Origin of the sequence: Burkholderia sp. ABCPW 14 (assembly GCF_001523835.1) — a bacterium.
In the GTDB taxonomy this organism is placed as follows: Bacteria; Pseudomonadota; Gammaproteobacteria; order Burkholderiales; family Burkholderiaceae; genus Burkholderia; species Burkholderia mayonis.
The window spans coordinates 1-795 of record NZ_LOVS01000002.1; the positions used below are offsets into that span (position 1 = coordinate 1).

The 795-nt window shown below is 56.5% G+C and carries 1 protein-coding gene; it reads left to right on the forward strand.

The features are described 5' to 3' along the window. Positions 1-22: 22 nt before the first annotated feature. A protein-coding gene (locus WS62_RS35750) for an IS5 family transposase (protein ID WP_108034010.1) occupies positions 23-780 on the forward strand; the annotation gives its coding sequence in 2 pieces (ribosomal slippage) (positions 23-338 and positions 338-780; 759 coding nt in all). Positions 781-795: the final 15 nt, after the last annotated feature.

A 795-nucleotide genomic window follows, 5' to 3' on the forward strand; every position in this document is an offset into this window, starting at 1 on the left:
GATTTAAGGTTATGCTTCGGGGATGGAAATCTCCGAAGCCCAATTCAAACAGATCGAACATTGCCTGCCGCGACAGCGAGGCAATGTGAGCCTGCCGAACCTGCAAGTGCTCAACGCGATCCTCTATGTTGCTGAGCACGGATGTAAATGGCGCGGCCTGCCGCCACGTTTCGGTCGCTGGCATACGATCTACACGCGCATGAATCGTTGGTCTCGCAACGGCGTACTGGACCGAGTGTTCACGGAGTTGCAGCGCGCACAGATTATTCGCGTCCGAATTGAAGCGGTATCGCTGGATAGCACGATCGTGAAGGTTCATCCTGACGGCACCGGTGCGTTAAAAAAAATGGACCCCAAGCTATCGGCAAGTCCCGTGGAGGATGGACAACCAAGATTCATATGGTTGCCGCGGATGCTCGAACAGCCATAACGTTCGCACTGTCGCCCGGTCAAGCCGGCGATGCGCCGCACGGACGTGCACTGCTCGAACGCCTGGGACCGCCGAATCGGCCGCTGCACCTGCTGATGGACAAGGCGTACGAAGGTAACGAAACCCGACAGCTCGCGCTCGATCTCGGTTTCATCCCGGTCGTTCCTCCGTTGAGCACGCGTGTCGAGCCTTGGGAGTACGACCGGGAAATGTACAAACGTCGCAACGAAGTCGAGCGGCTGTTCCGTCGATTGAAGGGCTTTCGTCGCATCTTCTCGCGCTTCGACAAACTCGATCTGATGTTCATTGCCTTTATCAACTTCGCCCTGATTGTCGAAGCCCTTCGATAGTGTGAACACGCCCTA